The sequence below is a fragment of the Leptospira kmetyi serovar Malaysia str. Bejo-Iso9 genome (genome assembly GCF_000243735.2).
GTDB lineage: Bacteria > Spirochaetota > Leptospiria > Leptospirales > Leptospiraceae > Leptospira > Leptospira kmetyi.
In genome coordinates, this window is the sequence record NZ_AHMP02000003.1 from 2,440,001 (window position 1) to 2,466,987 (window position 26,987).

Annotated in this window: 22 protein-coding genes (1 of these 22 cut by a window edge); 13 read left to right on the forward strand and 9 right to left on the reverse strand. The window is 46.2% G+C overall.

The window, feature by feature from the left end:
* Together LEP1GSC052_RS13885 and LEP1GSC052_RS13890 are read right to left on the reverse strand one after the other, a co-directional pair.
* Window positions 1-926, reverse strand: partial view of a hypothetical protein gene (locus LEP1GSC052_RS13885; protein ID WP_010573648.1) — the 5' portion only. The gene continues 115 nt to the left of window position 1, outside the view; 926 of the gene's 1,041 nt are visible here — the first part of the coding sequence; its start codon is at window positions 924-926; its stop codon lies off the left edge, out of view.
* 187 nt (window positions 927-1,113) lie between these two features.
* Window positions 1,114-1,560 carry a GNAT family N-acetyltransferase gene (locus LEP1GSC052_RS13890; protein ID WP_040913575.1) on the reverse strand — a complete coding sequence of 149 codons (447 nt, stop codon included), beginning with the start codon at window positions 1,558-1,560 and terminating at the stop codon, window positions 1,114-1,116.
* A gap of 90 nt (window positions 1,561-1,650) precedes the next feature.
* Here LEP1GSC052_RS13890 and LEP1GSC052_RS13895 point away from each other — a divergent pair, with 90 nt between their 5' ends.
* From LEP1GSC052_RS13895 to LEP1GSC052_RS13910, 4 genes are all read left to right on the forward strand, one after another.
* Window positions 1,651-1,998 (forward strand): DoxX family protein, encoded by a 348-nt coding sequence (locus tag LEP1GSC052_RS13895; protein WP_010573646.1) that lies wholly within the window; start codon window positions 1,651-1,653, stop codon window positions 1,996-1,998.
* Between the two features lie 162 nt (window positions 1,999-2,160).
* On the forward strand, window positions 2,161-3,051 hold the full coding sequence (locus LEP1GSC052_RS13900) for a tetratricopeptide repeat protein (RefSeq protein WP_010573645.1): 891 nt from the start codon (window positions 2,161-2,163) through the stop codon (window positions 3,049-3,051).
* Window positions 3,048-4,064 carry a DNA-processing protein DprA gene (gene dprA / locus LEP1GSC052_RS13905; protein ID WP_010573644.1) on the forward strand — a complete coding sequence of 339 codons (1,017 nt, stop codon included), beginning with the start codon at window positions 3,048-3,050 and terminating at the stop codon, window positions 4,062-4,064. The genes LEP1GSC052_RS13900 and dprA overlap by 4 nt, the downstream gene beginning before the upstream one ends.
* Complete coding sequence (locus LEP1GSC052_RS13910; protein ID WP_010573643.1) at window positions 3,988-5,499, forward strand: HTTM domain-containing protein; 1,512 nt, start codon at window positions 3,988-3,990, stop codon at window positions 5,497-5,499. Before dprA ends, LEP1GSC052_RS13910 begins: the two co-directional genes overlap by 77 nt.
* A 5-nt stretch (window positions 5,500-5,504) precedes the next feature.
* On the opposite strand, the gene ygiD is transcribed toward LEP1GSC052_RS13910, so the two are convergent.
* Entirely contained in the window at window positions 5,505-6,275 is a 771-nt protein-coding gene (gene ygiD / locus LEP1GSC052_RS13915; RefSeq protein ID WP_010573642.1) for a 4,5-DOPA-extradiol-dioxygenase, read from the reverse strand.
* A gap of 456 nt (window positions 6,276-6,731) precedes the next feature.
* Here ygiD and LEP1GSC052_RS13925 point away from each other — a divergent pair, with 456 nt between their 5' ends.
* From LEP1GSC052_RS13925 to LEP1GSC052_RS13940, 4 genes are read left to right on the forward strand one after another with little or no spacing between them, the layout of a single operon-like run.
* Window positions 6,732-12,410, forward strand: coding sequence for a beta strand repeat-containing protein (locus LEP1GSC052_RS13925; RefSeq protein WP_040913577.1), 5,679 nt, complete (start codon window positions 6,732-6,734; stop codon window positions 12,408-12,410).
* A 1-nt stretch (window position 12,411) separates the two neighbouring features.
* Complete coding sequence (locus LEP1GSC052_RS13930; RefSeq protein WP_010573639.1) at window positions 12,412-12,921, forward strand: LIC_10463 family lipoprotein; 510 nt, start codon at window positions 12,412-12,414, stop codon at window positions 12,919-12,921.
* The gene (locus LEP1GSC052_RS13935) at window positions 12,896-13,276 is read left to right on the forward strand and encodes a Bor/Iss family lipoprotein (protein WP_020985619.1); all 381 of its coding nucleotides are present in this window, start codon (window positions 12,896-12,898) and stop codon (window positions 13,274-13,276) included. Before LEP1GSC052_RS13930 ends, LEP1GSC052_RS13935 begins: the two co-directional genes overlap by 26 nt.
* 58 nt (window positions 13,277-13,334) lie before the next feature.
* Window positions 13,335-13,607 carry an LA_3781 family PerA/PerB upregulated protein gene (locus LEP1GSC052_RS13940; RefSeq protein ID WP_051185411.1) on the forward strand — a complete coding sequence of 91 codons (273 nt, stop codon included), beginning with the start codon at window positions 13,335-13,337 and terminating at the stop codon, window positions 13,605-13,607.
* Between the two features lie 75 nt (window positions 13,608-13,682).
* Here LEP1GSC052_RS13940 and LEP1GSC052_RS13945 read toward each other — a convergent pair whose 3' ends face one another.
* Window positions 13,683-14,093 (reverse strand): VOC family protein, encoded by a 411-nt coding sequence (locus LEP1GSC052_RS13945; protein WP_010573636.1) that lies wholly within the window; start codon window positions 14,091-14,093, stop codon window positions 13,683-13,685.
* Window positions 14,094-14,162: 69 nt separating this feature from the next.
* A complete protein-coding gene (gene add / locus LEP1GSC052_RS13950; RefSeq protein WP_010573635.1) occupies window positions 14,163-15,491 on the reverse strand; it encodes an adenosine deaminase in 1,329 nt (442 codons plus the stop codon).
* A 199-nt stretch (window positions 15,492-15,690) separates the two neighbouring features.
* Between add and LEP1GSC052_RS13955 the strand changes: the two genes are divergently transcribed.
* Window positions 15,691-16,902 carry a DegT/DnrJ/EryC1/StrS family aminotransferase gene (locus LEP1GSC052_RS13955; RefSeq protein WP_010573634.1) on the forward strand — a complete coding sequence of 404 codons (1,212 nt, stop codon included), beginning with the start codon at window positions 15,691-15,693 and terminating at the stop codon, window positions 16,900-16,902.
* 236 nt (window positions 16,903-17,138) lie between these two features.
* On the opposite strand, the gene LEP1GSC052_RS13960 is transcribed toward LEP1GSC052_RS13955, so the two are convergent.
* Window positions 17,139-18,002 carry an alpha/beta fold hydrolase gene (locus LEP1GSC052_RS13960; protein WP_010573633.1) on the reverse strand — a complete coding sequence of 288 codons (864 nt, stop codon included), beginning with the start codon at window positions 18,000-18,002 and terminating at the stop codon, window positions 17,139-17,141.
* A 195-nt stretch (window positions 18,003-18,197) separates the two neighbouring features.
* Here LEP1GSC052_RS13960 and LEP1GSC052_RS13965 point away from each other — a divergent pair, with 195 nt between their 5' ends.
* From LEP1GSC052_RS13965 to LEP1GSC052_RS13980, 4 genes are read left to right on the forward strand one after another with little or no spacing between them, the layout of a single operon-like run.
* On the forward strand, window positions 18,198-20,519 hold the full coding sequence (locus LEP1GSC052_RS13965) for a PAS domain S-box protein (RefSeq protein ID WP_020986530.1): 2,322 nt from the start codon (window positions 18,198-18,200) through the stop codon (window positions 20,517-20,519).
* Between the two features lie 46 nt (window positions 20,520-20,565).
* Window positions 20,566-22,077, forward strand: a complete 1,512-nt coding sequence (locus LEP1GSC052_RS13970; RefSeq protein ID WP_010573630.1) for a hybrid sensor histidine kinase/response regulator — start codon at window positions 20,566-20,568, stop codon at window positions 22,075-22,077.
* 8 nt (window positions 22,078-22,085) lie between these two features.
* The gene (locus LEP1GSC052_RS13975) at window positions 22,086-23,084 is read left to right on the forward strand and encodes an aminoglycoside phosphotransferase family protein (RefSeq protein ID WP_010573629.1); all 999 of its coding nucleotides are present in this window, start codon (window positions 22,086-22,088) and stop codon (window positions 23,082-23,084) included.
* A 19-nt stretch (window positions 23,085-23,103) separates the two neighbouring features.
* The gene (locus LEP1GSC052_RS13980; RefSeq protein ID WP_010573628.1) at window positions 23,104-23,832 is read left to right on the forward strand and encodes a nucleotidyltransferase family protein; all 729 of its coding nucleotides are present in this window, start codon (window positions 23,104-23,106) and stop codon (window positions 23,830-23,832) included.
* On the opposite strand, the gene LEP1GSC052_RS13985 is transcribed toward LEP1GSC052_RS13980, so the two are convergent.
* The 3 genes from LEP1GSC052_RS13985 to LEP1GSC052_RS13995 form a co-directional block, all read right to left on the reverse strand.
* The gene (locus LEP1GSC052_RS13985) at window positions 23,823-24,713 is read right to left on the reverse strand and encodes a hypothetical protein (protein ID WP_010573627.1); all 891 of its coding nucleotides are present in this window, start codon (window positions 24,711-24,713) and stop codon (window positions 23,823-23,825) included. The genes LEP1GSC052_RS13980 and LEP1GSC052_RS13985 overlap by 10 nt on opposite strands.
* Window positions 24,714-25,142: 429 nt before the next feature.
* Entirely contained in the window at window positions 25,143-25,475 is a 333-nt protein-coding gene (locus tag LEP1GSC052_RS13990; protein ID WP_040913040.1) for a hypothetical protein, read from the reverse strand.
* Between the two features lie 132 nt (window positions 25,476-25,607).
* The gene (locus tag LEP1GSC052_RS13995; RefSeq protein ID WP_020986635.1) at window positions 25,608-26,945 is read right to left on the reverse strand and encodes a glucose-6-phosphate isomerase; all 1,338 of its coding nucleotides are present in this window, start codon (window positions 26,943-26,945) and stop codon (window positions 25,608-25,610) included.
* Window positions 26,946-26,987 lie beyond the last annotated feature (42 nt).

A 26,987-nucleotide genomic window follows, 5' to 3' on the forward strand; every position in this document is an offset into this window, starting at 1 on the left:
CACGCGCTCGGAGAAAAGGTCCAGTAATACCCGTTTACCGTTTGCGGAAACAAAGTTTCGTTGATCGGAATCGTCGAACCGCCGTTAAGCGGACATTCATCCATAGTCCCGCACAACGGACCTTTCGAATAGGAGGGGCATTGAATCAACACGTTCGTATCGTCAAAAGAACCGGGACGCATAACGTTAAACGGAATCCCCGGAGGATTTAAGGTCTGTTGCATCTCGAAGCAGGCGTTTTGAAATTCGGCTTTACCGTAAGGTCCGCAAGAACCGTCGTCCACGTCGCAAAACACGACGTCCGTTCTGGCTCCGTAGTTGTCTGCCTCGCTTCCCTTACCTTGACAATCGTTGAAACCCGGTCTCCAAACTTGTCCATAAGAACATTTCGTCCAAAGATTCGGACCGAGCAATATGGTTCCGTTGACCCAATCTTGAGATAACGCGGGTTTTACGGTAACCGTATAATTCTGAGAATTTCCATTCTCATCCGTAAACTTATACACGACCGGATTCGTGAAATCCTGAACCGATATTCCCGAACTCTGAGCGGTTCCGTTCACTTCCAATTTGGAATTTTCGGGAATCAGAAACGTAGGTTTTAAACTGGTAACGTCGGTCGCACTGGGAACCGCGATCGTAACCGTTGAATTCGGTTGATTCTCCGTAATTCCTCCGGCGCAGATTCCGGACTTACAATAAAGCGAAAACGAAGCGGAAAAATCGAAACCGAACGCTTTGATTCCGTTTGCGCGAGGTTGAAACACGGCGGCCAATGCGATGGCGCGTTGTTGATCGCAGTCCTTACAATTCTCCTGCGTGGGAAAAATCGTTTCAGTGACGAGTTGGGAAAGAGGATTTAAAAAACAGTTCGAAGCGAATCCGCAAACGATGAATAAGAGCGAAGTACAAAGGATCCTTTTCATATTATAATTTTCCAATAGGAGCAGTGTATACCGATTGGAAATAACTTTCAGCTAAAAAAGGGATTTCAACAAGCGCATAACGAAAAAAAGTTCGCCGAATCCGTTAAAGCGACATGATCGAGGTTCGTTTAGAGTTTTTGAATGCTCGAATTCGATCAAAAATCCCTCGTTCGAGTAGCGATTCGTTTTAATCCGTGGCTTCGAAACTGAAATTCTCGAAAACGTCCACGGCAGTTTTTCTGTAGATCAACGCGTCCGAGCCGTCTTCGTAATAATGTTTTCTAGTATGAATTCTTTGAAAACCGCAGGATTCGTATAATGCGATCGCGGATGAATTGTGAGAACTCACTTCGAGGAAAAAAGTTTTCTCCTTTTCTAAAGCGAAAAGACGTTCCATCAGTTCCTTTGCTTTTCCTTGTCTTCTCAAGCGGGAATGAACCGCGACCCGATAAATCTCGATCTCGCCGATCGATCGTTTGTAAAGAATGTAACATTGATCAGTCGAACCGATCCCGGAACATTCCTTAAGGTGGGAATATAACATTTCCCTTGTCCAGGCCGCGCTTCCGAAACAATTTTCTTCCAAAGCGACGAGCCAATCCAGATCGTTTTTATCGAGAATTCTTATATCCAAAATTGAAAACCATTTTCGTTTTTCGGTCAAATTCTAGTTGCCGAAGTCCAATATTCAATCAGGATTCAGCACCTGAATCAAGGAGTAACCATGAAAAAAATAGGTAAAATCGTATATGCGGTCCCTTTTGCGATCTTCGGATTGTTTCACTTTATCTCGGGTCCGGCCATGTCGGGAATCGTTCCTTCTTATATCCCCTTCCCGATCGTTTGGGTTTATTTAATCGGACTCGCATTGATCGCCGCCGCAGTTTCGATCATTACGGGAATTAAAACGCATCTCGCGACCATTCTTCTTGCGGTTTTATTGGGAATTTTCGTGGTCTTAGTTCACCTTCCCGGCGCGGCCGCAGGAAACCAAGCTTCCACGGTGGCGCTTTTAAAAGACGTTGCCCTTTTAGGCGCCGCTCTTTTGATCGCGGGCACTACAAAAGACTAATCGATTCCCTAAAAAAAGGCGGGGTTGTCCCGCTTTTTTTCTTTTTTTCCGAAAATTCATTCCGCCGATTCAATTTCCAAAACCGCATCATTTAGGGGAGAAGGGATTTTTTCTTCGAGCCGATACTCATTACGAAAGGTCGATGCCGACCGGGAAGTTCTTATGATGCAAAACATTCTCCGTTCTTTTTTTCCGTTCTTACTCTTCTTAACCCTTTTTGTTTCCTGCGAACGATCCAAAAATTTCGGCTTTCAAAATCGAGGAGATCGACCGCCCACCGTTGAGGATCTCGAGGCTTGGAAGGAAAGACTCGCGATGGAAGAAGCGGAGATCATCGAGTTGGAAAAGAAAATTTCGGCGATGGCTCAGAAGACAAGATCCGCGGGCGCTCTGAGTTGGAAGATCGCTCAGGGTTATATGAAAATCGGCGACTACGATATGGGCGTAAAGTTCTACAACCGCGCTCTGAAGGAAAACAACGAAGGCAAAAAAGTGGAGATCGTAGGCGCGGAACTTCATTTTTTCGAACCCGCGATTCCGTATTTCGAAAAAGCGCTTCTTTTAAAACCGGTCGATCAACAACTTCTTTTTGAAACCGCGCTCGCCTACGCAAACGCTTCCAAGGACCGAGGTTGGGAAACCACAAGAAGACAAATCGCGATCGATCTTTTCACACATCTTGCGATTCAGGATCCGCGCGATTCCAGATTTCCGTTTCAGCTTTCCTTGATCTATTTCGATTCTTCAATGCCGGATTCCTCTTGGGAGGGAGTTTCCGCGGGTTTTCACGATCAGGACAAGGCGTTGAGAATCATCGACGATATTATAAAAAAAGAATATAAGAACGTTCCCGCCCGTTTTGCCAAAGCGAACTTCCTCTATCGACTCGGAAAAGTCGAGGATTCCAAGGAAGAATATCTGAAGGTGAAAAAAACCATCGAGGAACTGAACGACGCGGGACTTGTGAGAGGCGGTTTGGAAAAGAACGATTCTTATCAAAACGTTTTGCAGAACCTGAAAAAAATAGAAGAAAGTTCCTCCAAGGAAGAATGAACCCGCTCGTCCTTTCGGATTCGGTCGTTTCGAAGATATGTTATAAAAATAGAATATTCGAAAATCATAACTCTTGGAACGACTTCGGCGGCGCTCTGGAACGTTCCGTTCCGGCTTCGATTTTAAAAAACGCGGAGCGTGCCGCCGAAAAAATCCGTTCGGATCTTTTCAAAACCGGATTCTCCGTTCTTTGTTTTTTCGATCTGGAATATCCCGCTTTATTAAAACGGATCTACGATCCTCCTTTGATTCTTTTTTACAAAGGCGATCCGAAAATTTTAAAAGAATCCTTAGCGGCCGTGGTCGGCACGAGAAACCCTTCTCCGGTTTCTACGTTTGCGTCCGAGTTGTTTCCTTCTTATCTGAAAAAGAACGGTTTTTCCGGAATCGTATCGGGCCTTGCCAAAGGGATCGACGCGATCACGATGAATTCCGCGTTAGACGAAACCTTGTCCGTAATCGGAGTGATGGGAACCGGACCCGAAACGGAATATCCTCGCGAAAACAAATCGCTCTATCAAAGAATGAAATCCTCCGAAAGGACCTTGATCTTAACCGAATATCCTCCGGGTCATAAGGTGTTGAAGTATTCCTTTCCGAAACGAAATCGAATCGTGACCGGTCTCGCGGAATCCGTTTTTATCGTGGAAGCTCCCGAAAAATCGGGCGCGATTTCCTCGGCGCACAACGCTCTCGAACAAAACCGCAGAATTTTTATCTTTTCCGATCCGCTTCAAACGAAGAATCAAGGCGGAGAAATTCTGATTCAAGACGGCGCCGAAGGATTGAGTTTACACGATGTCTCTTTGGGGATGCGAGAAGTGTTTCACGTAAACGATCTTTTACCCGATTCTCAATCGAAAATTCCGGGAATGCTTGCAGAACTTTCTAAGAAGCGCTTTTCTGGCGAGTGGAAACCGATCGGTTCCGGTTACTATGCGAGAAAAACTTCTTTTCAACCTATTCTCCCGGGCTTCGAACCCGGTCCCCGCTTGGTCCCTGGGCCTTTATAGAATCGTCCTAGGATTTCTTCTTTTTATATTAGCATTTCGTTATTTTGCAAACGGATGGATCGCGAGATACTTTCTCGATCCGGTTTTTCACTTTAAGTTCTACGGACTTTCGTGGATTGGAGTTCTTCCCGCTTGGATTCTGTATCCTCTTTTCGTTTCCCTTCTTTTTTTCGCGGTTTGCATCTCACTCGGAGTTTTTTACCGGATCAGCGTCCTTTGTTTTTTTCTGATATTCACGTATATCAACCTTCTCGAAGTAGCGGTGTATCTCAATCACTACTATCTCATCTGTCTGATTCTTTTTCTTTTGATCTGGATTCCGGCCGACAGAGCCTTGAATCTATTTCATATTTTTAGAATATTCAAAAACAGAGCGATTCAGGAGATCGAACCGATCCCCGCTTGGAATCTTTATATTCTCCGGTTTCAAATCGGAGTGGTTTATTTTTTCGGAGGAATCGGCAAACTCGTTCCGGATTGGCTGTTCGACGCGCAACCCGTTCGGATTTGGCTTTTGAGAAACTCGGATATGCCGATTTTCGGATCGACTCTTTCGATGTCCGCGACGGGATATTTTTTCAGCTACGCGGGTTTGATCTTCGATCTTACGGTTCCGTTTCTTCTTTTAAACAAGAATACCAGAGCGTTCGGATATTCATTAGTTCTAATATTTCATTTTTTGACCTGGAAGCTTTTTCCGATCGGAATGTTTCCCTGGGTGATGATCGTAAACGCGACTTTGTTTTTTTCGCCGACTTGGCCCGTGGATCTGTTTCAATTCCTCAAATCCAGAAGAATGCTTCCCGATCGCGAGAATATTCTACATTTCTTATGGACCCGTTTTCCGATTCATTTTAGAAAATCGGTATTCTCCTTTATCGAATCTTTTTTGGCGTATTTGGAATCCAAGTCCGCGATTTCGGAGAATCTTCTTCTTTCCAAGGTCGAAGTTCTGAAAAACAAATCCGGTTTTCTTTTATCCGATCGGATGTTGCGTTACTTCTGGATTTTTTACATTCTTTTCCAAAGTCTTTTTCCTCTCCGACATTTTCTTTATCCGGGAAATCATCTTTGGACCGAACAAGGTTTTCGTTTTTCCTGGCAGATCATGTTGGTTCAGAAAAACGGAATCGCTTCGTTTCGAGTCGTGAATCAACAAACCGGCGAAACCAACGTGGTTCTTCCCGAATCTCATTTGAACGAAATCCAAAGGATCATGATGAGTTATCAACCGGACCTAATTCTTCAGTTCGCGCATTGGGCGGGGAAGAATGAAAAGGAAAGAACCGGCCAGGAAGTTTCCGTTTACGCGGACGTTATGGTTTCGTTAAACGGAAGAAAGAGTCAGGTTCTGATCGACCCGGAGAGAGATCTGATGAAGGTTTCCAATTCCCTCGCCAACAAGGAATGGATTCTCTCCGGCGACGAAGAATGATTTTTTTAAACCGAAGTGAAGGAACGCATCGAAACCGATCGGTTTTGAAAACTCTGATGAATGAACTTCACCTTCTCTTCCGGTTTCATAGCTCCTAAAACGTAAAAGATCGGTTCGAAATGTTCCGTGGTCGGCTGGGATAGTTTCGCGATTTCTCCCTTCTTTTGAAAATCCAAAATCGCCTTATCGTTTCTGGATTCCAGCGCTTGTCTTACGAACTCGTCGAACTCGATCGCCCAATCGGAAGGGGTCGCGTTCATATTGTGAAAATCCGCTTTGTGAAGATTGTGAACGATGTTTCCGCTTCCAATGATCAGGGTTCCTTCCTCTCTCAAAGGTTGTAATTCTTTTCCGATCTCGTATTGTTTTTCAGGACTTAGGTTCGCGTCGATGCTCAACTGAACTACGGGAAGATTCGCTTTTTGAAAAAGAAAGTAAAGAACTCCCCAACTTCCGTGATCGATCCCCCATTCTTCCGTAGTCTGCACGTTTACGGTTTTGATCAGATTCTTCACTCGGTTTGCGAGCTCGGGCGATCCGGAAGGTCGATATTGCACTTCGTATAATTGCTGCGGAAATCCGTAAAAATCGTAGATCTGTTCCGGCGGATCGGAAAGACTCACGTAAGTTCCTCTCGTTTTCCAATGCGCGGAAACGACGAGTATGTTTTTTACATCCTTTAAGGTGGATCCGAATTCTTCCAAATTGCGCGTGAAGTCGGACGGGATGACTAGATTCATCGGCGATCCGTGGCCGAAAAATAAAACTGGATTCATACTGTTATTTAGACACAACCCCTCTCAAAAAGAAACATAGTTTTGACCGATTTCCGGAAATATCCTTCCTCGGTTTCCTCTTTTTTCAATTTATTTCCAACGCCTCTCATGTTTGGTTTTTGAAATCCGAGACTTTATTTACGGACCCGTTTCCGATTCGGAAGCGAATCACATTAATATTTTTGAATATACAATTTTTAGAATGGAATTTCGGAGAAAGGAAGCGTTATCTGCTCTTTCCGTTCGGGACATAGATCCGAAAAAAGGACCAAGACATGAACTCTCATTCAAAGTTATGGCAAATTAACTCAATTTTGCGTTCTTTGCACGGCGAAGACAAAGACTTAGTCTCTTATCCTTTGCACAATAATCCGTGCGGATTAAAAAATTAGACCGATTGCCGGATTTACGCATATGGAACCGTCGAAAAACACAGTAATAAAACAAGCCGATTTGATGAAGAGCCGATTTTTCGTTTTTATATTTCTATCCATTTTTTTACAGAGTTGTATGGCTTGGCCTCTGCTCACCGGCACGATCGGTTTGGCGGCGGGTAAAAAAGGCGGAGGTTCCTTATTTCTTCTTCCTCCGGGAAGTTCGGCTTCCGTTCTTTCCCGCATCGAACTTAACGCCAAAGATTCTTCCATCGCTCAAGGCACGAGCACGACCGTTCAAGTGACCGCGATTTACGATAACGGTACGAACGAAGACATTACCAATTCCGCTTCCATCGTTTCGCTTTCCCAATCCGTCGCGACGGTTCAAGGAAGCAGCGTGAGAGGATTTTCTTCCGGCGCTTCCCAAATCCAAGCGGAATATAAGGGTTTAACTTCGGAGATCCAAATCGTCGTGACCTCGGCTTCTTTAAATTCGATTCAGGTTACGACTTCCGCTTCCGGTTCTTTGCCGAAAGGTACAAATCGAAGTTTTAGCGCGGTGGGAATTTTTTCGGACGGTTCCAATCAGGATCTTACAAACGACCCGATGACCGTTTGGTCCTCAAGCGATTCTTCGGTGGCGACCGTAAATTCATCCGGTTCGGCCAAAGGAATTAATTTAGGAATTTCTAATATTCGAGCGACCTTCGGTTCCAAACAAGGTTCCGCTTCGCTTGCGGTAAGCGCGGCGATACTTTCTTCGATCGAGGTTACGCCTTCAAACCCGAGCATTCCCCTCGGCGCGAATCAACAATTAACCGCGATCGGTGTTTATTCGGACAATTCAACCCAGGACATCACGTCCTCGGTCGCTTGGGCGGTTTTGGACGCGGACGTCGCGTCCATTCGGACAAACGGTCTATTAGAAACTTCGAATACTGGGTCGACCACGATTTTTGCTTCGATCGGCTCCGTAATCGGATCGGCCGCGTTAACCGTAACATCTGCGTCCTTGGTCGGAATTTCGGTTTCTCCGGTAAATTCTTCCCGAGCAAAAGGATTGAATCAATCGTTTACCGCGATCGGAATTCTTTCCGATAACACGAGCTTGGATATTACGGATCAGGTTTCTTGGAGCTCTTCGGACACGAACGTTCTTACGATTTCCAACGCTTCGGGTAGTCACGGCTTGGGAACAACCTTCAACCAGGGCAACGTTACGGTTTCCGCGACCATCGGCGGCATAGAGGGTTTTACGGATTTTACGGTGACTCAAGCGACCTTGGTTTCCATCGGAGTATCTCCGAGTTTACCTTCGAAAGCGAAAGGTCTTACGCAACAATTTACAGCAACAGGAACGTATACGGACAACTCCACGCAGGACATCACTTCTTCCGTAACTTGGACTTCCTCTTCGAGCATCGTAAGCGTGTCTAACGTTTCCGGTTCGGAGGGTTTAGCGCAGACTTTGACGACCGGAAACACGATCATCACCGCGACGCTAGGTTCCGTTTCCGGAAACACAACGTTTACCGTGACTTCCACTATTCTTACTTCGATCCAAATCGGACCGATCCATCCTTCTCTTGCCAAAGGTTTGGTGAGAATTTTTACGGCGATCGGAATCTATTCGGATTTTTCGAACGCGGATATCAGCTCCTCGGTGACTTGGTCCTCTTCGAATCCCACCGTCGCTTCGATTTCCAACGCTTCGGGAAGCGAAGGCTCCGCGTTCGGAAACACAACCGGAACCACAAATATTAAAGCGACATTGGGAAGCGTCAACAGCCCGGATTCAACGTTATCCGTAACCGCGGCGGAACTCGTTTCGATTGGAATCACACCCGCGTCTTCTTCCAAAGCGAAAGGTCTTACGGAGAATTTTTCCGCCACGGGAGTTTTTACCGATAACTCCACGCAGGATCTCACCGAACAAGTGACTTGGAACTCCTCCGATACGACGATCGCACAAATCGAAAACGTTTCCGGCAATAAAGGGTTTACGTACGCTTTAATTGCCGGGTCGAGCGACATCTCCGCTACGTTAGGCGGAATTACGAGTCCGAGCGTTTCTTTTTCGGTAACTCCGGCTTCGCTCGTTTCGATTTCCGTTACGCCGAACAGTTCTTCCGTTGCAAAAGGTTTAACCCAACAATTCTACGCGACCGGAACGTATACGGATCATTCCACCGAGGATCTTACAACTTCCGTTTCTTGGTCCTCTTCCCTTCCTTCCAAGGCGGTGGTCAGCAACGCTTCCGGTTCGGAAGGTCTGACCAACACCTTGACTACGGGCGCTACTACGATCACAGCGACGATCGGCTCGATTTCGGGTAACGCTATATTGAACGTGACTTCGGCGATTCTCACCTCGATTTCCGTTACACCGAGCCTTCCTTCGGTGGCGAAAGGTCTTACCAAACAATTCTACGCAACCGGAATCTTTTCGGACAATTCGACTCAGGATTTGACCTCCGTTTCGACTTGGGTTTCTTCGGATTCTTCGAAGGTGAACATCGCGAATGGCGCAGGCTCGGAAGGTTTGGCGCTCGCATTCGCATTAGGAAGTTCGAATATTAGAGCAATCTACAATTCGATTCAGAGCATGCCGGTCACGATGACGGTCACCGCGGCGGAACTCGTAAACATCGTAGTCAGTCCGCCTTCTCCCTCGAAAGCGAAAGGTTTGACTCAGCAGTTCATCGCAACGGGAATTTATACGGACAGCTCCAGTCAGGATCTTACCAATCTTGTCACCTGGTATTCTTCCGATACGAGCGTCGCTCCGATCGGCAACGCGATCGGCTTTGTCGGTTTAGCAACCGGGCTTTCCACCGGTTCTTCGAACGTTTCCGCGATTTATAATTCATTGAGCAGTAACTCCGTAAATTTTACGGTCAATCCGGCCGCGTTAGTCTCCATTCAAGTCAGTCCGGTCAACGGAAGCGCGGCCAAAGGTTTAAACCGTCAGTTCACCGCTTTGGGAGTTTATTCGGACGCTTCCACTCAAGACATTACGAATTCGGTTTCTTGGTCTTCCTCCAACCCGGTTTTCGTTTCGGTTTCCAATTCGATCGGAACCGTGGGAAGAGCGAGCGCGCTTCAAATCGGAACGTCTACGATTACGGCGACATCCGGTTCCATATCGGGAACCACGGATTTAACCGTGAGCGCGGCGATTCTTACCTCGATCGCAGTGTCTCCGACCAATCCTACGATCAATGCGACTGCGACCAGACAATTCTCCGCTGTGGGAACCTATTCGGACGGAAGCACTACGGATTTGACTTCGACCGCGACTTGGTCCAGCTCTAACAATTCTTCGGCAACGGTGAGTAACGCGTCCGGCACGCAGGGATTGGCGACGGGAATTCTCGCGGGAACTCCCGCAATCACCGCGACCTACGGATCTGTTTCCGGAAACACAACCCTTACCGTAAACGCGATCGACACGACCCCTCCCACGGTGACTTCGATCGTTTCCTTATCCCCGACGACGGTTCGAGTCGTATATTCAGAATCCGTAAACAATACCGAAGCTCTTACCTTATCCAATTACAAAGTCGTCAATAGTTCTTCGTTTACCGGAAACTGTTCGGACAATACGGACTTTAACGGAAATTCTCAAACGGGAGATTTTTCGTTGAGCGGAATCAGTGGAAGCGGCAACACGTTTACGATCACACTTTCGAGTTCTCAAATCGCGGGAAAAACATATACGCTTGTTGTAAACAAAGCGGGAGTTCACGATCTTTCCTTTGCGCCGAATCTTTTGGGTTGTCCGAATAACGCCGATTTTACGGGACAAGAACAATTAAAAATTTCGGGAGCGGTTTGTAACACCGTCGGTCGCGTAATCGTTTCCTTTTCGAAACCTTTGTTCTCGGGAGCGGACGTCGCAAAATCGGCGGAATGTTCCAATCAATCACAATGCGCTTTGCGATATAAGTTCACCGGCGTTTCTTCTTTAGGGAACGTAACGAGCGCGAAAATTTTGGATGGAACGGTTTGCGGCGGCGCGCTCGCGGATTCCTCCAAAGTGTGCCTAACGCATTCTCTTTCTCAATCGGGCGGTCAATACACTGTGATCGCCGCGAACAACTTGGACGGGGACGGCTTCGACAACGTGTCCTGGGGTGCCATTCGAAATTCTTCCGATACGGAGAATCTACAATCTTCTCCGAAAGATAGAACCAGCTTTATCGGATGCGGTAGTTCTCCCGTAAACTTTGCGGACGGTCCGATCGCTACCAATCCTTTCGGAGACGATTCTTCGTTCGGTTATCTGACGGGTTATAACAATCAGATTTATATCGGGCCGAACTCGAACGGAAACCAAGCGGTTCGTTTTAATTACAACGGAACTTCCCCCGAATCCGTTTCCTTTTCCTTTACGAAGGACACAACCTCGTCTTCGGGAACGTCCAACGTTTCGTCTAACAGCGCTTCGTCGAGAGACGGAGGAATCGGCGTTCCTCCCTACGTGACGATCGGTCACACAGGTTGCACTTTGAACAACGCGAACCAAGCGACCGGATGCGGACCGGACAACGAAGACGGCAGAGGAGTTTTCGCAACGGGATTGTTAGGCGGAACGGCGCATATACTTATGGCGGGTTCAAGATCTTCCGAAAACTTCAATTATCTCTATTATTCTTCCGATACGGATTCCGGTCTCGACTTCAAGTATATCGACATGGGAACGATCACAGGAACCGTAACCGCTGGAACCTCTTCGATCACCGTTCTCAACGATCGGATCTACGCCGGTTTTGCAAAACGAAATCAAGGTTCTAATTCGCCGGACTTCGGAAAGGTCACGTTCAACACTTCCGATTCCACGAGATGTACTGTGGGAAGTAATTGTAATGCGAACGACGGATCTCGGGGAGATCGTTTTAGAATCGATAGAATGCCATACTTCGGAGGCGGTTCTCAGGAAGGAAACAACTCTTCGATCAACTGGGCTTACTACGTGGGTATCGATTCGCTCTTCGTCTTCAACGGAAGACTGTATGCGGCCAACGGAGGATTTCCGAATTCATCACATAACGGAAGTATAATACGTTCCACGAGCGGAAACCCTATTCCTTGCGACGGAACCGATAGTTGTCCGGGCTGGGCCGATGTCGCGCCGCGCACCGATGCGAAATGGCATAACGGTTCCAATAACAATTGGTTCTCTCTCGAACTTACGAAGTACTACGATATGATTCCGGGAGATAAAGCGTTCTCTCAATTCGCGGAGTTTAACGGAAGAATGTACGTCACCAGAACGGTCTGTTTGACGCCTCAAGACAACTCGGGACTCAGAGGATCGGTTCAAACGATCTCCGGTTGTACGAACGGAACTTATACGAACCGAAGACCGCAACTTTGGAAATGCGATCCCACGATCAGCGGAAACGCGACCCTCTGCGAAGCGGGAGATTGGTCCGTTGTGGGAGACGACGGAAACGGATTTACCAATTTCGGAAACGCATCCAATCACAGTATGACGATGGTTGTCGCAAACGGATCATATCTCTATGTGGGATTCGACAACGAAAGCGGAGTTCAAATCTGGAGAACGAACGTTTCCAATCCGGGAAGCGCGTCTAACGTATGGGAACAAATCGGCGGAAACGGACTGGGAGACACGACCAATCATCAGATCTATTCAGCGATTGCGGGAGCCGACGCGGGAATGAATTATATTTACGTAAGCGTAGGAAAAAACAACCAACCCGTGCGCGTATATAGACAACAGAATAATTGATATGCGAAGTCCGAAAAAAATCAAATCCAACTTGTTCGTCCGTATTACGGAGATCGTTTCGATCGTGTGGATCGTTTTTGCGGGCTCTCTATTCTGCCAAGGAAGCGATAAATCCGAGAAGCTGACCTTTCTCAACAACGAACAAAACGGAATGTTTCGTCTTCAATCTTTCGTTCACGGGAGAATGGAAGCGGCCATCCGGATTCGCGATTACGAGTTTACGATCAAACAAGCCGAGGACGTTCGAGGAGTTTTTCAAATCGATTCGACGAACCCGGACTTAAGAGTTCGTCTCGTCAAAAAAGAATTCCCTTGGGATACAAAGACGGAATGTGCAAATACGAATTCAGGAAACACGTATTCCTGCAAGATTGAAATCGGTTCCCTGGAAAAAGGACGTTATCTTCTTTCCGTTTATCGGGAACATGGAGAGAGCGAATCCAACTTCAATCTTTTTGCGGGAATATTCGGAAAAGGTTATATAGATGTCGAATCGGCAAACGATCGTTAAGATCGTATTTTTATTCTCTATTTTAAACGTTTTCGCAGCTTGTCAAAACGTAAGAGTTCGTTTTCCGCAGGAACCGCCCAAGTCCTGTTCGAATCCGGCGACACAAAGACAATGCAAAAACGCGTTGGAAGATCGCGAAAGATTGAACGCGGAACCTTCTCAGATGCACGTGATCCCTCAGTCATTTTACTTTTGGGGAATGCGTCCGAAGAATTATCCGATCAACGCGTCCGCGTATTGTCCGAACGGAGTCAAGGAAGCGCATCAATATTCCACTTTTTTCGATTCCCTTTACGAACAACTTACTCTCGGAGTTTATTCTCCGAGAACGCTCAACCTAATCTGTTACAATTAAAATGAATATAATAAAATCATTGAATACCATTCTCCCTTGGTTCGCGGTAGCGATCGTAATGACGATCGCGGCGGGTTGTCACAACACGACATTGCAGATCCACGAGAACCAGATCCAACCTTCCTTTTCCGCGGAATCCAAACCGGATCAAACGTTCAAACAGGGAGGATACTTGGTGGGTTTGATCGACGCGTTCGAAACTCCCGAAATCCGTTGCCCAGAAGGAAAACCGCAGATTCTGATTCAAAGAAACGTTTTAGACAACGTGATTCACTGGACGATCGGCGGAATTTACACTCGAAGAACCGTCCAGGTGTTTTGTCAGAAATAAATAATTTCAAAAAGGACTTCCGAACGTTTCAATGAAAGCACGTAAAGGAAAGTTCCGAAAACAGTTTAAACTGTTTTAAACTTCTTTCGGACCGGGATAGAATGCCGGGTTCCAAGCGACTTCCCAATAATAACCTTCCGGGTCCTCGAAATAACTCGAATAACCTCCCCAAAAAACGTCTTGTGGTCGCTTAACAATTTTGGCTCCCGCTTTTTCCGCCTTTGCGATCACTTGATTCACTTCTTCCTTGGATTGTCCGTTGTAAGCCAAAGTAAAACCCCTAAACCCGTTTCCTTGTGCGGGAACGCCCACGTCTTCGGCCAAAGCCTCCCAAGGATACAAAGCGAACCAGGTTCCGTTTAACGTAAAGAAGGCGATGCCGCCTTCGAACTTCATTCTTGGAAATCCGAGTCCTTCTTCGTAAAAACGTACGGCTTTATCGAAGTCTTTTACGCCGAGGGTGATGATGTTGATTCTGGGTTGCATAGGATCGGATGATTCCTTGCGAAAAAATTTTGAAAAGAAGAATTTTTCGGAAATCGAAAGAGATCGTAATTATCTTTTCAAACCGTATCGTGCTTTGACGACTTGAATCTTCTTCTCCATCTCCGCCCAAAGGGATTCTTTGTTCGGATGAAAGGAAGCGAAAACTCCCTGACGAATCAGATCCACGATCTCATCCAAGGAAAAGTCGAGGAATCTCCAAAGTTTATAATATTCGTATGTAAGATTTACGTTAAATATCTCTGGATCGTCCGTGTTGATGCTGAGAGGAAGTCCCTGGTCGTAGTAGTAACGAACCGGATGATTCTGTTCCTTACGTACGTATTTACCGGTAAACACGTTAGACGTCACACAAATCTCGATCGGGATATGATTTTCTCTGAGATACTTTACGAGTTCGGGATCTTGAATCGCGGAAGTTCCGTGGCCGATTCTTTCCGCTTTGAGAAGTTCCACCGCTTCCCAGATCGCCCAAGGTCCGTCGTCTTCTCCGGAGTGAGCGACAACACGAAGTCCCGCTTCTCTCGCTTTTTGAAAAACTTCCTGATAATCGCGGGCGGGTCCCATCAACTCCGCGCCTCCGAGTCCGATCCCGATCACTTCGGGATGCCTGAGTTTTAAAACCCGGTTGAGATTGTTCATCGCATTCTCCGGTCCGAAGGAACGGGAAACGTCGACTAACAAGCGTATGGTGATTCCGTCGTTTTCCTTTTCTTCACGGATTCGATTTACGAGAAAGTCGATCATCTCGTCGAAATCGAGACCGTTCTGAATAAACTTGGAAGGCGCAAAGAACACTTCGGTATAAACGATATTGTTCGCGCGCATGTATTCCGCGAGGCTTCCCACGAAGAAGGAAAAGTCGGCCGGTTCTTTTACGAGGGATTGAATGAAGAAAAATACCTGAATGAATCCGTTGAGATCCTTAAAGTTGAACTTGGCTTCGAACTCTTCTTCGGAAACGCTGATTCCATTCTTCGCCATCAACTGTTTCATCGTGTCCTTGTTGACGCAAGCCTCGAGGTGAAGATGGATTTCCGTTTTGGGAAGTTCCCGCAAGAAATTGATAACGTCCTGATCGTCCGGTTTTTCCTTGGAAAGATCTCCCGACGGAAAAAGTCCTTTGATCGGAACCGGAGTTTCCTGAGGAACTCCGACTGTGGGAACTCCTAAAATCCAAGAAGGAGGATCGAGAACCTCGAGTTCCATCAAACCCACTCTTTCGTTCAAGAGTTCGTTGATCTGTTTGTCGAAGGAAATCTGTAAGGACGAAGAATAAGGACGGTCTGCGGGAAGCCTGGATTTCAGGCGGTTGAGTTCGGTTACATCCCGATCGATGATCCGAATTCTATCTAAAATCTCTCCGAAAGTTAAAGCCACTAAGGCAAAATATATTTCCACGGAAAAGATTTCAATTCTGATTCAGAACCGGAAGTCGGCGTAGGAGTTCCCACGCGTCCGAGTGCGGAACATTCCGGAGAAGTTTTTGTGGTAGTTCCTACATTTTTCCGGATCACAAAACGATTTACAACTCAGGAAAAATCCGAATCTGCCGAAGCTTAAAAGAGCACCGGGGGTTATGTCCGATACTATGATAACAGCACGCAAAACCTTTCTCCCATTCGCCCTTCCTTGCATTTCCGAAAGGGCCATCGAAGAAGTTTCCTCAGTACTTCGTTCCGGCTGGATTACCTCCGGGCCGAAAGTGAAGGAGTTCGAGGAAGAATTTGCGCGTTACACCGGGGCCGAATACGCGCTCGCGCTCAACTCCGCGACGGCGGGACTTCACCTGGCTCTCGAAGCGATCGGAATGAGCCGAGAAGACGCGGCCATCTGTCCGGCGGTGACATTTACCGCGACTGCGGAAGTAATCTGTTACTTCGACGCGGAGCCGATTCTCACGGACGTCGATCCGATCTTCAATCTCATGACTCCCGAAACTCTTCGAGCCACCATCGAAAGAGAATGTATTTATCAAAACGGAACCTTGTTCCATAAAAAAACCGGAAAGACGGTAAGAGCCATTCTTCCCGTACATCTCGCGGGCGTAATCTGCGACATGGAAGGTATATTAGAAATCGCTAAAGAATATCACCTCTACGTGATCGAAGACGCGGCTCACGCGTTTCCGGCGGTTCATAAGGGAAGAAAAATCGGAACCTTCGGAGATTTCACCGTATTCAGTTTTTACGCGACCAAGGGAATTACGACCGGAGAAGGCGGAATGGTGACGACCAAACATTCTCACTTTGCGGATAGAATCAAGTTGATGCGTCTTCACGGAATCAACCGAGAAACCTACGATCGTCCGGGCTGGTATTACGAAGTCGTTTCTCCCGGTTTTAAATACAACATGACGGACGTTGCGGCCGCTCTGGGAATCGTTCAACTTTCCGAAGCGGACGATCTTTGGAAACGAAGAATCGAAATCGCGGAATTGTATAGAAAAGAATTCGCGGATCTTCCGTTTTTACATCTTCCGCTTTCCGCTCCCGACGGAGAACATTCCTGGCATCTGTTCCGCGTCGAAGTGGATCGCGCTTCCGCGAAAATGGATCGGGACATCTTTGCCGCAGAATTAAAAAAACGGAATATAGGTTCGAGCCTTCATTTTATTCCTCTGTACGAACATCCTTTTTACAGTTCCCGTTTCGGATTTAAGAAGGAACATTTTCCGAACGCGAACGCGATGTTCTCGAGATCCCTTTCGATTCCGCTCTTCCCGGGAATGAAAGACGAGGACGTTCAGGACGTCGTCAAAGCAGTGAAGGAAATTTTCGGCGCGCTTTAAGCAGGAAATCTCTTGCGAAACACATTGGAACGTTAATTGCAAGCGTTAAAGAGAAGGGATTTCATTTGTTCCGACAAACTAACGCGTTAAAATTTCGTTTGACTGTATGCGATTTTTCTGATATAAGAAATTTTGCCGAAGAATTCCCACCACCTCTCCTCCTCCACCCAAACACGGGTGGGGCCCATTTCGTATTTCGGAAAAATCGTCGGAACTACGACAAAATTCCAGCAACATCAATCCAGATAACGATTGATTTCCAAAGAAAGTTCCTCCGGTTTTTCCATATGGATCGCATGTTTCGCGCCCGGAATCAAAACCAGTTTGCTTTTTTTCAGATAAGAATGAAGTTTCTTAGTCATCACGGCGTCCGTGATCGGATCCTCTTTGCCGCCTACGATCAACGCTGGAATTTTAATCTCGCCCAATTTTTTTCCGAGAAAAATCTCCTCTTCCCGTTCCAAAGTGTTCACGGTTAAAAACTGATTCGGAAGTTCGTTCCAGGATTGGATCAGGGCCTTTCTTGCGATTCTTCCCGGAAGTTCGGGCGTTTCGTAATACAAGGCTTGGATGAGTTTTACGAGATCGTCTTCGTTTTTGGGGAAGAGAAGTTCCTTCATCTCGTCCCGTTTCGGATGAGGAATTCCCCCCGGAGCGATCAAAACCAATTTGGAAATTCTTTTTTCGCGGTCGCGAAGCGCGATATGCATCGCGATCAACGCTCCCATCGAATGGCCGCCTAACACGAGATTGGTGAGATCCAGTTTTCGAATCGCCTCGTAGATCAGATCGCCGAACACGTCCACTTGATACAAATACTTAAGAGGTGGAAGTTTGCTTTTTCCAAAACCGGGAATATCCGGAATCAACACACGATAATCCTGACGAATTTTGGGAGCGACCTTACGCAGACCCGTCGCCGAATCGAGCAGACCGTGAATCAAAAGGATCGACTTGTTCCTTTCGGAATTCTTTTCCAAAAAATAAACCGAATTGCCTCCGGTTTCCACTTCGAGATCCCGAAACCCGAGAATCTCCTTCATGTATTTTTTCTTTTTCCAGTGATAGTAGTTTAGAAATAACGAGTACAAGGATTTCATAAATGTAGATTCTCTATTCCGTTTTTGTTGTGGGCATGTCCAAGCGAAACCGAGACGTTCGAACCGGCCCGATCCGATTTCAAAAATCCCATCCCTTCTCTTACTGTAAATCTTTCCTCGATACGGAATCGGAATTAGTTCTTGCAAAGAATCGAATACGAGCCGAAATTCTAAATAGGTTTAACTGGAATCAGAATGCCCGACTCCTTACTTTCCGTGCTGAATTCCTTCTTTTATCCGGTTAAGGAAGGCATTCTCGCCTTGGACACGGAAAACGAAACGATCCTTTACGTAAATCCGACTCTCGAAAATCTACTCGGTTATACGAACGAAGAACTGCAAGGCAAAACCTTAAGTTTTATTCTTCCCAGCCCCACACATCCGCGAGAAGCTCTGACGTTCAAACGCAACGAACCTCTCAAAGTCTATTGGCAACTCCGTCATAAAAACGGGGAAAGAAAACTCGTGAACTTTACGGTCAACACTTCCAACTTTTTAGGCAAGGACGTGTTTCTGTTTTATTTTACGGACCGATCCGAAATCCAACAAACGGAACTTAGGCTTTACTATATGCAAAGTATCTTAAGAACCCTTCGGCTCTTGAGACAAAATCTGAGATATCTCACTTCGGAAAGTTCCGTATTTCAAAAACTCTGCGACACGTTGAAGGAGAATCCGCATTACTTCCTGGTCTGGGCATTCTTCTTTAAGGACGGAGAACTTCAAGTGCTCGGACAAAGGGATATGAACCCCGAGCTGAAACAGAAAATTCACGCATTCATTTCTTCTAATATTCCGTTTCCTATGCGAAACCTCATGGACACGAAGGACAACTTCATCATCCACGAATTCGGAAACGGAAATTATCCGGAATGGGAATCCATCTTCGCGGATCATAAATTCCGGAGAAGCCTCGCGATCGGAATCCGCGAAAAGGAAAATCTTCTCGGAGGGATAGAAATTCTTTCCTTGGAGGGAATGGCCTTCGATTCGGGGGAAAATTTTTTATACGAGGAAATCATCTCCGACGTTCACAGTTCCCTTCAAAACGCCAAAACGGAAAGAACCAGAATCGAAAACTCGAAAAAACTCCAGTTTCAAGGAGCGCTTCTCAACTCGATCGAAGTTCCTCTGATTTCCACGGACGACGAAGGTTACATCACATACGGGAACCGAAGCCTCGAAAGAATATTAGGAGTTTATAAAGAAGATTTCATCGATCTTCCGATCGGAGAATTTCTAAACCTGGCTCCGGAAATTTTGGACCGACTTTCCAAGGAAGAATTCAGAACCGAAATCAAGATGAAGGTTTTTCCGGACGTAGAAGCGCCGATGCTCCTCGCATCTTCCAGAATCCGGGACGAATACGGAAACTCGATCGGAACGATTCTTCTTTTGCTCGATATCACCGAACAAAAGAAAAACGAGGAACTGATCCGTTCCTCCGAAATCAAACTCAGAAACCTTTTCTCCGCGATGAACAACGGGATCGTAATTCTCACTCCGGACGGAATCATACTCGAAGTCGCGCCGATCCTTAAATTTCTTTTATTCCAAATTTTGAATGTGAATCCGGGCGAGGATTTCTTTTCGCTTTTCGTCGACCGTGTATCCGACGAGATCCGAGAAGGAATCAAAAACTGTCTTTCTTCCCAACGCGCGGTCTTTTTGGATCTTTCGATCCAGTTCATCGAGGACGAAGAAAGTTTCTTCTCGATCAAAATTCTTCCCTTAAAAAAATACAGGGAAGAAGGCGAAGCGGTTATGCTCATCTTCTCGGACGTAACACAAACGAAACTTTTGGACAAACAACTCTACGAAACCGCGCGCTTCGCTTCCATCGGAGAATTGGCCGCGGGGATCGCGCACGAAGTGAACAATCCTCTGCAAGCGAGTCTTTTGTATCTCGAAGATCTGATCGAAACGGAAGAAACGGATCCAGCGGAAAGATTAAAGATTTATAAACGAATCGAAGCCGCGAGTCTTAGAATCCGCGACTTAATCAAATCGCTTTTGGATTTGGGAAGAACCGTCGCGCGAGAAAAGGAACTCGTGTCGCCTTATTACATTCTTCTCAGAGCCTGCGAGTTGATCGAAGTTTCCTGCAAAAAAAACGGAATCGAATTGAAACGGATCGCGAGTCCCGATCTTCCGAAAATCCGGGTGGCTTGGCAGGAAATCGAACAGGTTCTGATCAATTGTATGGTCAACGCGATCAATGCCATATCCGAAATGGAAACAAAACCGGCGCTTCCTAAAATTTCGATCACGGCTCGGAAAGAATTTCATTTGAATCGGGACTCGATTCTGTTTACGATTTCAGATAACGGACCCGGTATGACCAAAGACGTGCTCGAAAAAGCCTTTCTTCCGCTTTATACGACTCGGAGAGGAAAACAAGGCACCGGTTTGGGTCTTGCGATTTCTCAACGAATTATTTCCGAGCACAACGGAACGATCTCCCTGGATTCTTCTCCGGGAAACGGAACTAGGGTTTTGATTCGCCTTCCTATATAGAAGGGATTTTTTGGTAAAATAGGGTTTCACCGAGGCATTTTAAGCCATGGAATCAAAGTCCACATCAGTACTCGTTATCGACGACGAATCCGAAATTCGCACGGCTTTGGAAAGGGTCATTTCCAAGGAAGGGTATCGCGTATTTTTAGCGAAGGACTACGATTCCGCCATCGAAATCATACGCAGTCAAAAGGTGGACGTGGTCATCTCCGATATCGTGATGAACGGTAAAAACGGAATCGAAGTCACGAAGGAAATCCGCAAGATCAACGAGAACATTCCCGTCATTCTCATGACCGGAAACCCGGATCTTACCACCGCGGAAGAAGCGGTTCGTAACAGAGCCTTCGATTATATCTCCAAACCCATCCGAAGAACGAACATACTCGAAGTCCTCGAAAAGGCGAAAACCGAAAAGGAAACCAGGGACAAACACACCGAAACCCTGATCAAATCGGAAACCGAAAACACGAAACTCGCACAAAGAGCCAAGGATCTTTATTTACAAAATTATAATATTCTCAATGCGACGAGCGATTGTGTGATCACTCTCGATCAGGATATGAAATTCTCCGGTATGAACCAAGCCGCGCTTAACGCGTTCGGTTATTCCGAAGAGGAGATCATCGGAAAACATTTTACCGCGATGATTCCTCCGGGTATGGAAAGTATCTACATGGACAAGGTGGCCCAACTTTTAAAACGAAAGGCCCGGAAACAAATCGCGAGAATCAACCGAGCCGATCTCAAAAGTAAAAACGGGGAAGTGAGAACCTACGACATCTCCGTTTGTTATTACGACATCGAAGGTCAAACCTACTACACCGGAATCGCAAGGGACATCACGAGCAAACTTCTGATCTCCGAAAAACTCATAGATGCGGAACGACGCGCATTTCTTTCCACGCTCGCATCGAGTATAGGACACGAGATCAACAATTCCTTAACCGCGATCCAAGGTCATATCGAAATCGCGAAGATGCCCGATTCCACGGAACAGATCCGTCAAAAGGCGATCTCGATCACTTGGAGTCAGTTGATTAAGTTGAAAACTCTCACGAACAATCTTCTGCAACTCGGAAAGCCGGGAGAAAGTCTGCGCAAATCCTCGGAACCGATCAACCTGAACGACTCCGTGGAAAGTGTGATCGACGTGTTTCAAAAAACGTCCAGACTCAAACACTGCGTCATCCACTTTCAACCCGAATCCACACCCGTGATGATCGAATCCAATCAGGATCAACTTTCTCTTTTACTTTCCAACATCATGTTGAATTCCGCGGACGCGACCGGCAACCGAGGAAATATTAAGATTTCTGTATATATCAGAAATCATCATCCGATCGTCGCGATTCTGGACGACGGAATCGGAATGAACGAAGAAGTGATTCAAAAAATCTATCAACCGTATTTTACCACCAAAGGAATCGGAAAAGGAACCGGACTCGGGATGTTCGTAGCCAAGGAAATCGCGGATCAATACGGAATCAGAATCGAGATCGAATCGGAACCGAACTCGGGAACCGAGTTCCGTTTGGTTTTTCCGGACAAGGTATAAAAATAAACATGAGTTCCAATTCTCCGCTGACAGAACAAGAATTGAAGTTTTTGGAATATTCCGGAAAACTTCCGCAGAAAATCGTACCGATAACGATCGAAGCGTCGGATCGAAAATACTTCCGCGTCTTTTATCCCGACGAAACCTTGATCCTTTGTAAGGACGTTCGTTTTCAACACGACTTCATCGAGATCGCCGACTTTCTCAGTCACGAACAGTTTACGGTTCCCGAAATTCTTAAGAAAGATCTGATACATTTTTTGATTTTGATGAGCGACGGAGGGGACAAGGATCTGACTTCCATAACCGACGACGTGGAATACAGAGAATGGCTCGTAAAATCCGTGGAACTCTTGGTGCGACTTCAAAAAACGAATCCGATTCCGCCGGTGAGTTCGAGGGAATTCGATCTCGAAAAACTCGGGTTTGAAAGCAAATTCACATATACGAATTATCTAAAGTTCCAAAAGGAATTCGGATTAAAAACCCAACTTCGAAGCGAGGTGAAAATCTTCATCGAGGAATGTTCCGGCTTTCTCGCGGAATATCCCGTAAAGGTTTTTTGTCACAGGGACTTTCACGGAAGAAATCTTCTCATCAATTCCGAAAACGAGATCTGTATGATCGATTTTCAGGACGCGAGAATGGGAACTCCGTTCTACGATCTTTCGAGCATTCTATACGACGCGTATCGACCGATTCCTTTCGCGATGAGACAAGGACTCTATCAGCTTTTTCTAAAGTTGAGCGAACAGAATTTTCCAAAGTCCAAGGAATGTTATTACATCCAATGCCTACAACGTTCTTACAAGGCTCTCGGTTCTTATTTTTATCTCGTCGCCGATAAGAAGATGGATAAATATCGGGAAAGCGTGTTAAGCGCCCTCGACAATCTTTTGGAAATCGTACAGGCTGGATTGTTTCCCGATCAACTCTACGTGTTCTTTCATCTATTGAAGGAAGAACTTCTGGAGAATTATACTTTCATGAAGGGAATCAAACGATGAAAGACACAAAGGCGATTCGGTGAAATTTTTTATTCCCGCCGCCGGATTCGGAACGAGGATGAAGGAACTCACCAAGGACCTTCCCAAACCCTTGTTGCCCGTAAACGGAATTCCTCTGATTTATTACGCGCTCTTTCAAGCCTGGAAACAAAACGCCGAAGGCGCCGTGATCAACACGCACTATCTCGGAGAAAAAATTCGAAAAGAACTCGAAACGTTTTCGCTCTTCCCAATAATTTTTTCGGACGAAAACAAAGAAATTCTCGGAACTGCAGGAGGAATCCGAACGGGACTCGAAAGAGCCGGTTGGATGGGAGAAACGATCGGAATCATCAATCCCGATTTTTTATATTTTCCACCCGAGAATTTTTCGCTTCCGACCGCGCTGAAAGAAAACGATTGCCTTTTGTATCTTTTACCGCAACCGGAGTCGGCGGGTTATACGGGATTGGGATTGGATCAAGGGAGAATTCTTTTCGGAAACGGAAACCTATTCTACGTCGGCATTTCCGTATTGAACAGCTCCGTCCTCAAACCGATACCGCCTGAAACATTTTTCGATCTATCCAAAACGTTCCAAGAATTATCCGCAAAACGACGATTAGGCGGAATCCGATTCGAAGGAGAGGCGATCGATCTCGGCGAAAAAGAATATTATCTTTCTCTAAAGAACCAAAACTTTTCCGAAAGACTCGGTACTCGTTGGGGAGAATTTTCGGAGCTCTGTAAACTTCCGATTCAGAGATAAGAGGAAAGACACCAAGCGCAGATTCCGTTGCCAGCGCGGATCGGCTCGGGGATCGACTTAACCGGAATATCGTCCGGGATTTTGGAAAAGAAAATTCGATCGTCCACGGTTCTACCGCAATAACTGCAACGGCTCGTTTTCCACGGAAGTTCCGCAGGAGTTTCGTGCGCTTCTTTCGGAAAAGGAAGAATCTCCTCGTCGTTCAGTATTTTTTTACGAATACTTCTGTATTCTTCCCCGAAAGGAACTTCGAGTCTCGAAGTATGAACCTCTTCCCCCGAACCGATCCGAAGCAGTTCCGGCTTTAAACCCGTTTCCCGAAGCATCAAAATCGAAAACGCAAGACCGATGTCCCTGCCCTCTCGGTCCTCGGGATAGGAATCGTAGTAGTCCATTAGATTTTTATAATCCATCGCGGAGGCCAGATATTTCCGGAGACGTTCCTCCATAAACGGAATCATTTTAGAATTGTGTAATACTTCCGCGGCCAAGCCGGTGTCGTTGTGATGGATGATAACCTTTAAAAACAGACCTTTGGTTTTCAACGCGGAACGGACGAACTTCGTATCCAACGTATTTAAGAATTTTCTAAAGTCTTCCTCGCTCGAATCGAACGCGTTTTGATCGAAGGAATCGATTCCGTTTTCGGAGGAATAATATTCCCGTAGATTGGACATGGCCGCGCGTAGAAGCATTTCCTGAATCACGGAATAAACGACGGGAGCGAGATCGCTTTTGCCGTAGTTTTCGAGACAGAGTTTGACGAACTTTTCCAAATTCAATCGAAAGGAATCGTTTAGAATATAACCGGAAAGTTCGATCCGTGTTCCGGACTCGATCGCCCTGAGAAGACGGGTCCATCTTTTAAATTCTTGGTCCATTTTTGCTTAAGGGAAAATTCCCCGAAAAACCTATCTGAGTTTTCCGAGAAAGAAAACCCATTTTTAGGCCGCTTTTGAAAAAGAGGAAAGTATACGAAAGTCGTTCGAGTTCAGGAGTTCTCGAAAGATTCTCCATCGAAAAACGAAAGACGCAATTACCAAGAGCTAAATCAAGAATCGAACTTACGAGAAAAAAAGTAAGCCAACCCCGCCCTTAAGAACGAGTAAATTCTCAAGACCGGGATTGGCAAAATTTGGAGATCCGTAAGTTGCAAACAGTAATAAGGACGATGCGATAAGATTAGAATACGATAAGGCCGTGGTCCGAAGACTTAAGAACGCCGCATTGAATATCACAAACGCAACTAGAAGCGGATTGTAAGACATATTTCCCCCGTTAAAGGACAAAAGCTAGAAGGCTTAGACTAGTTAAACGAGAGAGGGTGGAGGTAAATTCAGCAGATTTAGAGTTTGGATGTTACAGAAATGGAATTGGAACCTATCCTGGAGGGAAGTTATTTTGCCTTTGAATACGAACAGAATGTTTTTGTGGGTTAAAGAGAGGACGCTAAGAAGGAATTCGGATTCCTCCTCCAACTGAACCGGCTCTTTATATTCGGATTCAACCCCGTCTATTGTTTGTTTGTGGGGATGCAACTTCCCAGGAAGATTGCTGGAAGAGGTTACGGATATGGACAAAAACAGAAACGCCAGAACGCAGGCGGCCAGAACGGAGCTGGTTTTGTTTCCTTTCCTCTTCATCCTTTCATCGGGTTCTTAAATTTAAAAGATGTCAAGCAGGAAAATAAATTTCATCGAAAAGAGAAAGAGCGGGAAATACTTTTATTACAAATTATATAATACAATCTGATTAGGGCAAATAAACTCTTACTCTTAGTTGCCGAGAATTCTTTTGCGAAGAGATTCTCCCTCTTTTTCAAAACCGGTTTTGTTCAAAAGCGCGAACATATTTTTTTTATACGCTTCCACCCCCGGTTGATCGAAAGGATTTACACCCAAGGAATAACCCGAGATCGCGCAGGAATATTCGAAGAAATACATCACCTCGCCCAAGGAAGCGGGCGATATATCGGGGAAGATCAATTCCAAACAAGGAACGCCCCCGTCCGCGTGTGCGAGAAGCGTTCCAAGACGGGCCTGTTCGTTTACGTGAGCCAGAGTGTTCCCCGAAAGAAAATTGAGAGAATCCAGATTGTCCGGCGTGGGTTTTAAGGTCAGGTTAGAATGCGTTCGTTCGGGACTCAGTACGGTTTCAAAGAGGATTCTTTTTCCTTCCTGAACGTATTGTCCGAGAGAATGCAGATCCGTGGTAAAGTCCATGGACGCGGGAAAAATCCCCTTATTCTCCTTTCCTTCGCTTTCCCCGAAAAGTTGTTTCCACCATTCGGAAATGTATCTCAGAGAAGGATTAAAATTCGCTAATATTTCCACACAACGACCTTTCGACAAAAAGTAGTTTCTAAGCGCGGAATAATACGTCGCGGGATTAGCGATCGGATCGGACTCGGCGTGCAGGTCCTTTAGAATATTCTGAAATCCTAATATAAATTCGCGAATCGGAACCCCGGCCACGGCGAGAGGAAACAAACCAACCGGAGTCAAAACGGAATATCTTCCGCCCACGTTGTCGGGGATGGTGAACGTTTCGAATCCTTCCGCGTCCGCAAACGTCTTTAAGGCGCCTTTGGACGCGTCCGTGGTCGCGACGACTCTCGAAGCCGCGGAGGCTCCGTATTTCTTACGAAGAAGTTCCCAGAAAAGTCGGAACGCGATCGCGGGTTCGGTCGTGGTTCCCGATTTTGAAATTACGTTTATGGAAAAGTCGCGGTCTTCCAAATATTCGATCAACTCGGAAAGATATCTGGATTCGAGATGATGTCCCGCAAAGATCACTTCGGGATTTCCTTGGGAAGCTTTTTTGAAAAAAGGAAGGGTCGCTTCGAGAACGGCGCGGGAACCGAGATAAGAACCCCCGATTCCGATCACGACTACAACCTCGGAGGAAGCGCGGAGTTTTTCCGAAACTCGAATGATTCTTTCTATTTCGGAATCGTCGATCTCTTTCGGAAGATTCAACCATCCCAGATATTCCTTTCCCTTTCCTTGGAAAGAATGCAACGTACGTCGAGCCGCTTCGGCTTGCGCTAAAAAGGGTTCGAATTCCCGAGAATCAACAAAAGACGAAGCGAATCTGGTTTCCAATCGAATCATAAATTATTACGAAATCCCTTTTTGAACGTTTCGACTCCGAGA